The following is a 6,859-nucleotide window of genomic DNA, read 5'->3' on the forward strand; positions in this document are numbered from 1 at the left end:
ACATAAAAATATAAAATTGTGAAATTAAACCTAATATTACCAACGTTTTGAGCAAATACTATGTAAGTATTGACCACTAAGAGTAAAGATAGAATCTTGACACTTTTAGTGTCAGTACTTACCAACTAAAAGTTGATTGAGTCTTGGTGTATCCTATTGGTCATATCCTCTTTATGGAACAAGAAGCGAACAAGATCTCAGGCACTTTTAAACTACATGCCCTACTCTCTATATTTTCTTACGTTATCAAAACCTAATTCTCCAACCTTGGTACAAGTTATTCCTGGCAATCCTTTTTTCAGCGAAATAAGCCTCGATACAAAAATCCAAGAATCTGACATCGATTACCAGTCTATAAGCGGTTTTTACTACCACCAGATATAAACCACAATAAGTTGCTTCCACCCGACAAAACCATATTAGCTGTATTAGGAATTTTTTGAATCAAACAAAACATGTCTTATGTAAATACAATGGAATTTACTGGCGGTTTCTTCCTTTATATTTTGTACTTGAAAAAATATGGGGGGTTGTTTTAACTTCGGGACACTCAATCAGCAACTAAAAATCCTACGGCTTTAGCTGTGATATTTAAAGTTAATTTATTTCAGCTGAAAATAAAACCGCTTGAAAATTCAAATTTCAAGCGGTTTTATTCCTTAGTTTATTATCTCATTCTACAAGTTTCTTAAATACTCCGCAGCTTCCTCATGCCCTTGCTCTGCCGCCCGGTGGTACCAAAAACGGGCTTTTTCCTTGTCCATCGGGTGATAGAGGCCGTATTGATAAATTTTGCCGAGATAAAATTGAACTTTGTCATAGCCTTGTACCGCGGATTTATTGATTAAAGCAATGGCCTTGGGGATATTCATAGGAACGTTCAAGCTGATTAGCTCAGGTGCTGAATTCATGTACATGATGCCTAAATTATATTGGGCGACACGTTCCCCGTTTTCTGCCGCCCGCTCTGTCCAATAGAGAAATTTAGCTAAATCGACAGGAACGCCTGTCCCATCCAAGTACATGATAGCTAATGTCTGTTGAGAACCTACATGGCCTTGTTTGGCTGCTTGTTCAGTCCAATAAAGTGCTTTCCGGTAATCTTGTTTGAATGTATCGCCCTGACCGTTTAAATATAGGCCGACCAACTCCATTTGTGCATCAATATAACCTTGTCGGGCAAACTTTTCTAGCCAGTATTTGGCTTTTGGAAGGTTGGTTTCTGTACTATTTCCCTTCAAATAGATGAGGCCAACCAAATACTGATAACTCGGGTTGCCTGCTCTTGCAAATCCTTCCAAAATTTTCAGGGCTGTTGTGTAGTCGCCTTGTTGCAACGAGCGAATGGCTTGATTAGCCCTTACTTCCTCCATTTGGGTTAATAGCTCGGTGTCTCTGGCCTCAACCTGAGCAGGAATCATCACGCATAATAAAATGCTAAAAATTAAAGCTTTGCTGTTCATTTTGACTGCTCCTCACTTACTTTAAGGACGAATCCCAATACCATGATTGATGAAAAAAGTATCGGCGCAATCCGTTATCTTTGAGGCTTTTTGTCGATATTGTTCATATAGGGCATGTTTTTTCTTATCCTGCTCCTCTTTACGTTTAAAGTAATCAAGCGTGTTCCCTGTATCTATAATAGTGATAAATTTTTGACGCTGTTGTTTGTACTCATTAAGCAGACTTTGACAGGCTTCCCGATCCTTTTTTGCTTGAGCCAGTATAGCTTCAATTCTTTTCAATTCCTCTTCAGCTTGCTGTTCTGTAATCCGGTACCAGATTTGAGAGCCGACCCTAAAAGTTTTTCCGTCTTCGGACATCACAGCCCTTGCTTTGTTTTCAGGATACTCAAAATCACCGTTTTCCATTTTGGTTAAAACACTGCCCTGCATACCCTTTTTATCTTTGTAGATATGATTAAAGGTGTAAGTATTGTTATCGACTTTTCTAACAATCCAGACCTGATCTTTATCTTCTTCCAATTGCCAGTAACCCACAAATTTGTCATGTTTGTTTCCGCAAGCCGCCAATAACAAAGCGGCTAATAATCCCAAAATTACTGATAGATAACGCATATATTCCCTTTCTAATTTTGGCTTAATAACGTTTTTTTCTCAGGCACTGACTAATTTGATTCGCATAAGAGGAGCTATCGCTGCCTATGATGTCTGAAATTAAGCATTTGTTATTTTTACAAATCATTTTATAGTGAATGATTTTATTTTCTCCTTTGGAGTTAGTAAAAGAGGCTCTGACGTTTCCATTTGGAACCACCTGATAACGAATAGAATTTTGAATCGGTACAAAGATCGGATCATCGTATTCTTCTACTGTTGGAAATAAAATATCTTGGCAACTTAGTGCCATATCCATGTAGCCGCCGGCTGCACGTTTTGTACCTTTGTCATCTCTTACCAATAATGACCGTAGTTCTGGGGTTACCCGTACTCTGAATTTGGGGTCAATAGGTGCAAGTTCTTTGTCATATAAATACTTTACTACGGTTATTTTTTGATTATTAATGTTACTATTTGCGTAAACATTAAATGACCCAAATTCAAATGCCAATATAGAGAAGATCAGTATTTTCTTCATTGTCATTTATCCTTTAACTAGTTGATTAAAATAAACCTTGTTTCATTTTCGAGTAGGTGTGGACAAGCAAGGAATCCTTACTTAAGATACTTTGTGATTTTTAGAAATTTTGTACCTGTAGTTGTCAACCGCTAAAGCTACATTACGGCATTGGGAATTTGGGGATCAGATAAAATTTGTCTTACGCGAATGCAACGGAATAGAACGTAATCTTTCACCTGTTCCCGAAAGAATACGGCGTTGCGTTGTAACTTCGGGATGCCAAAGCAGCAGTTAAAAACTGTAGCTTTGGCGTGATATTGAAGACTAATCTGCCTCTGACTTTTTATTTTTCACAGACATACCATCTTGAAGGGTAATCATAAATAATTTGATTACCATACAGCCTGATTTTAATTTTCTGATCCGTAAATCCTTCTATAAAACCGGCGCGCAAGTCTTCTGTGCAGATTCTTGTGCCTATTTTTTTCATCAAGACAGCATCTCTTTCTGCTTTCGCTTGAGCCTGTCTATGTCTTTCTTCTGCTTCTGCTTGGCGTTTTTGTGCCAAACGGCGTTGATAAACCGGGTCACGTAAGTTGGCAATCTCTCTTAACTGATGCCTTGCAGTTTCTTTGTAGCCCTCTTGTTGCCAACGGCTGTTATGATCATTGTTTACTGCAAGGGTGTAATATTTCTTGGGGCTGAAGTAGATTAGCAGTCATGATAGGCTGCCAAAATGAAGATAACCCACTGTAAGTTAAAGAAGAGTCTGCAAAGAAAACTGCTTGAATATTTTGTATTGGAAGTAACCGCACGTTCTACTGCCGATATCTTGGGTATTCAGCCCAATACGGCCATTCTCTTCTACCGTAAAATCCGTCTCGTTATCAGCCATCATTTGGCTTTGGAAGCAGATCAGGTTTTTGAGGGCGCTATAGAATTGGATGAGAGCTATTTCGGCGGCAAGCGTAAAGGAAAGCGCGGTAGGGGAGCAGCAGGTAAAGTGGTGGTTTTCGGTATCCTTAAACGTGGAGGCAAGGTTTATACGGTTGTAGTGAATAACGCTCAAAAGGAAAGCTTATTTCCTGTTATTACAAGGAAAATCACGCCCGACAGCGTAGTTTATACGGACTGCCTGAGCAGTTACGACGTGTTGGATGTCAGCGGTTTTCACCATCACAGGATTAATCACAGCAAAAAGTTTGCCGACCGGCAAAACCATATCAACGGCATTGAGAATTTTTGGAATCAGGCGAAACGTGTCTTGCGCAAATACAACGGAATCGACCGAAAATCTTTTCCTCTGTTCTTGAAAGAATGTGAATTTCGTTTTAACTTCGGGACACCAAAGCAGCAGTTAAAAACTTTGCGGCTTTGGTGTGGTGTTTAGGGCTAATCTACTTCAGCCCCTATTTCTTAGCTAAATCGTAATCTCTTCTGACGATATCGCCTTGAAAATAAGCATGGCCAACCAATAATTGAGCAGTAGGATCTCCTTTGTCTGCTATCGTTTTTAACTTTTCAAAATTTTTTGGCACAGAAAGAGAACCCAGTCGCATCCTTTGAGATTCTAAATCCATGCAACCGGTTAACATCATAGACAAACAGGCCGACAGTATTAATAGCTTAGATTTCATATTTTTCTTTCCTTGTCATGGATAACTGTATATTTCATTAGAGAATTATGTGGGGATCCTACCCATCAGTTATTATTAGTTATTTAATTTTGCCACTTTTTCTCTTTCATTTTTTCGAGGGCGAAATGGTTGCGGATGGAAGCGGCTTTTTTCATCCACCATTTTGCTTTTTCGGGGTCGGGCTTGGTGCCGATGCCGTCCATCAGCTGCAAGGCGGTGTGGTACATGGCGGCCCCCAAGCCCTGTTCGGCGGCTTTTTTCAGATAGCGGTGGGCTTTGGCCGGATTATAGTCGTAGAAATTTTTGTCCATATAGACAACGGCCAGCCAATAAGTCGCCTTGTTGTTGCCCATTTTGTCGGCACCTTTGAACAGGGCGATGGCGTCGCTGTAACGTTTGGTGCTCAAATACAGATGGCCGATGTAGTACATGGCATCGTCGTCGCCTTCGTCAGACAGGTTGTACAGGTAGTCGATGGATCTGTCCAAGCCGCCTCGGTTGAAGGCCATTAAAGCGTCCAAATAATCCTGTCCTTCCATTGCCGAAGCGGGAGCCGCTAAAGCAAAGGATAGGGCAAGGGCGGTAATCATGCGTTTGAATAACTTCATCACAACACCTCTTAGAAAAAGTGTTTCCACAACAGGTATGCACCGAAGAACAGGCCGTTGATCAACACCATCAGTACGACGGTGATGGTGCTTTCGCTCAAACCCTCGCCCGGATAGCTGTGGGCTTTGCGGGTTTCATACAGACTTTGTCTGAATTTGTCTGCATGTTCCTGCATCATTCGATCGGAGAGTTCTTGATGCTCATGCTTTCGCAATTCATCGGATTGCTCAAACATTCTTTCGCCTGCCTCATCTTTATGCCATACATTCATTGGGTCTAAAGAGGCATAAAGCGGATCGTCTCTAGGGTAAGGATCGGTTTCGATGGGATCGTTTCTGACGTCGGAAAAAGTATAGTCGTTGTACAGGTCAGTCATTTTTATATTCCTTTTCTTGTTGTGCCTGTTCCTTCATCATCCTTTCTTTAATCAGTTCTTTGATGAAATTGCTTTTGTCAGGATCGGCATAACAAACTCAATATAACGTGGACAACTGGGGTTCCATTACTTAGAATGTTTCGTAATTTATAAAATTACGAACTAAAGTGTATTTACTTAAATCCCTAGCTGCCAGCGACTGAAAGTGCAGCAGCTGGACTGAAAGTGATTGATATACATATGGGATTACATGAAAAATTACGTTTCTTCAGAGAAAGCAAGAACTGGACGCAAGAAGAGATGGCTGAAAAATTAGGCTTATCACCCAGCGGCTATGCCAAAATCGAACAAGGTAAATCTCAACCGAACGTACAGCGTTTAAAAAGTATTGCCGATGTTTTGGGAATTGATCTGTTTGACTTGATGCCGGACGATGATAACAACATGATTTGCCTAATTAACGAAGGCGATTTGAAACAAGGCCATAATTTCTATAATGGAAATCATGGCTTGGTGATGGAAATAGAAAAACTCCAATTGCAATTGCAACATGCAAGCAGTTTATTGGCTGAAAAAGAATTGATGATTGAGCAACTAAAATCACGTGTGGAAATGCAGCAAGAGATGTTGGATTTGCTCAAGAAAAACAGTTGATAAATCTTTCCGCTAAGAGTCGAGATGATGAGGCCGTCTGAAATTTCAGACGGCCTTTTGTCATATGCAAATGGAAAATAAATATCCGTTCTGATATATTTCCAAAGCATACACCTTCAATCCCGATACTTTTAGAATACAGTTTTTAGAATCAGCTTTGGAACGCCCGCGATGACCCAAACCCAATCCTACCGTCTCAGCTTCTCCCGCTTCAGCCCGTCCCTCTCCGTCGTCTCCTTCACCGCTACCGAAGCACTCAACACAGCTTACCGTCTCGACATCGAACTCACTTCCGCGGATGCCGACTTACCGCTGTCGTCCTACATCAATCAGGCGGCCAAGTTTACGGTAACGCCGGTAAGCTCTGATGTGTTGGGACTGATTGAGGGAATGATCGCCCCCCAGGCGTTGAAGGAATGGAGCGGCATCATCACTTCGTGTGAGAAGCTGTCGGTATCGGCCGACGAAACCCGTTACCGCATGGTATTGGAACCGCGCATCGCCGCATTGAAGCACCATCGCACTTCGCGGCTGTTTCAAAACCAAAACGTTCCCGACATTATTTCATCGCTGCTGAAACATCACGGTTTTGCCGGCGTCGATTTCCGTTTCAACACTTCCCGCGAATACGGTGTACGCGAGTATGTGACCCAGTATCAGGAATCCGACTTTGCCTTTCTCAACCGGCTGTGCGAAGAAGAAGGGATTTGGTATGCCTTTGAGCAGAACGCCCAATATGGCGATGTGGCGGTACTCGGCGACGATGCCGCCCATTATTTTCGCAGCCACACTTCCCCCTATCCCTACCGCCCCCACGGCGGATTGGAGAGCGTCGGAGCCGAAGCGGTGTTCGCCTTACAGGTAAAACACAATCCCATTCTCGAATCCATCCGCGTCGGCGACTACAACTACCGCGATGCCGATACCGATTTGTCGTCCGAAGTAACGGCGAAGGACACGGAAAGCGACAGCAGCGTCTTACTCGGCAGCGACAGCCATTGGG

At 42.1% G+C, this 6,859-nt stretch carries 10 protein-coding genes; 3 read left to right on the forward strand and 7 right to left on the reverse strand.

The window, feature by feature from the left end:
• Window positions 1–677 precede the first annotated feature (677 nt).
• The 4 genes from AKG43_RS11365 to AKG43_RS12885 form a co-directional block, all read right to left on the reverse strand.
• The gene (locus AKG43_RS11365; protein WP_054617402.1) at window positions 678–1,463 is read right to left on the reverse strand and encodes a tetratricopeptide repeat protein; all 786 of its coding nucleotides are present in this window, start codon (window positions 1,461–1,463) and stop codon (window positions 678–680) included.
• A 21-nt stretch (window positions 1,464–1,484) separates the two neighbouring features.
• Window positions 1,485–2,078: a hypothetical protein gene (locus tag AKG43_RS11370; RefSeq protein WP_054617403.1), complete on the reverse strand. Its 594-nt coding sequence runs from the start codon at window positions 2,076–2,078 to the stop codon at window positions 1,485–1,487.
• 22 nt (window positions 2,079–2,100) lie between these two features.
• Window positions 2,101–2,598, reverse strand: a complete 498-nt coding sequence (locus AKG43_RS11375; RefSeq protein ID WP_054617404.1) for a hypothetical protein — start codon at window positions 2,596–2,598, stop codon at window positions 2,101–2,103.
• A gap of 325 nt (window positions 2,599–2,923) precedes the next feature.
• The gene (locus AKG43_RS12885) at window positions 2,924–3,148 is read right to left on the reverse strand and encodes a hypothetical protein (RefSeq protein WP_156300671.1); all 225 of its coding nucleotides are present in this window, start codon (window positions 3,146–3,148) and stop codon (window positions 2,924–2,926) included.
• Between the two features lie 168 nt (window positions 3,149–3,316).
• Here AKG43_RS12885 and AKG43_RS11380 point away from each other — a divergent pair, with 168 nt between their 5' ends.
• Window positions 3,317–3,970, forward strand: a complete 654-nt coding sequence (locus AKG43_RS11380) for an IS1595 family transposase (protein WP_054617405.1) — start codon at window positions 3,317–3,319, stop codon at window positions 3,968–3,970.
• A 19-nt stretch (window positions 3,971–3,989) separates the two neighbouring features.
• Here the strand turns inward: AKG43_RS11380 and AKG43_RS11385 are convergent, their stop codons facing one another.
• From AKG43_RS11385 to AKG43_RS11395, 3 genes are all read right to left on the reverse strand, one after another.
• Window positions 3,990–4,217, reverse strand: coding sequence for a hypothetical protein (locus AKG43_RS11385; protein ID WP_054617406.1), 228 nt, complete (start codon window positions 4,215–4,217; stop codon window positions 3,990–3,992).
• 83 nt (window positions 4,218–4,300) lie between these two features.
• On the reverse strand, window positions 4,301–4,825 hold the full coding sequence (locus tag AKG43_RS11390) for a tetratricopeptide repeat protein (protein ID WP_054617407.1): 525 nt from the start codon (window positions 4,823–4,825) through the stop codon (window positions 4,301–4,303).
• An 11-nt stretch (window positions 4,826–4,836) separates the two neighbouring features.
• Window positions 4,837–5,202, reverse strand: coding sequence for a hypothetical protein (locus AKG43_RS11395; RefSeq protein WP_054617408.1), 366 nt, complete (start codon window positions 5,200–5,202; stop codon window positions 4,837–4,839).
• A gap of 240 nt (window positions 5,203–5,442) precedes the next feature.
• Between AKG43_RS11395 and AKG43_RS11400 the strand changes: the two genes are divergently transcribed.
• Together AKG43_RS11400 and AKG43_RS11405 are read left to right on the forward strand one after the other, a co-directional pair.
• The gene (locus tag AKG43_RS11400; protein WP_082403087.1) at window positions 5,443–5,856 is read left to right on the forward strand and encodes a helix-turn-helix domain-containing protein; all 414 of its coding nucleotides are present in this window, start codon (window positions 5,443–5,445) and stop codon (window positions 5,854–5,856) included.
• 171 nt (window positions 5,857–6,027) lie between these two features.
• A partial coding sequence (locus AKG43_RS11405; protein WP_156300672.1) for a type VI secretion system Vgr family protein occupies window positions 6,028–6,859 on the forward strand: 832 nt, incomplete at its 3' end.

Source organism: Neisseria sp. 74A18, from assembly GCF_001308005.1.
In the GTDB taxonomy this organism is placed as follows: Bacteria; Pseudomonadota; Gammaproteobacteria; order Burkholderiales; family Neisseriaceae; genus Neisseria; species Neisseria dumasiana.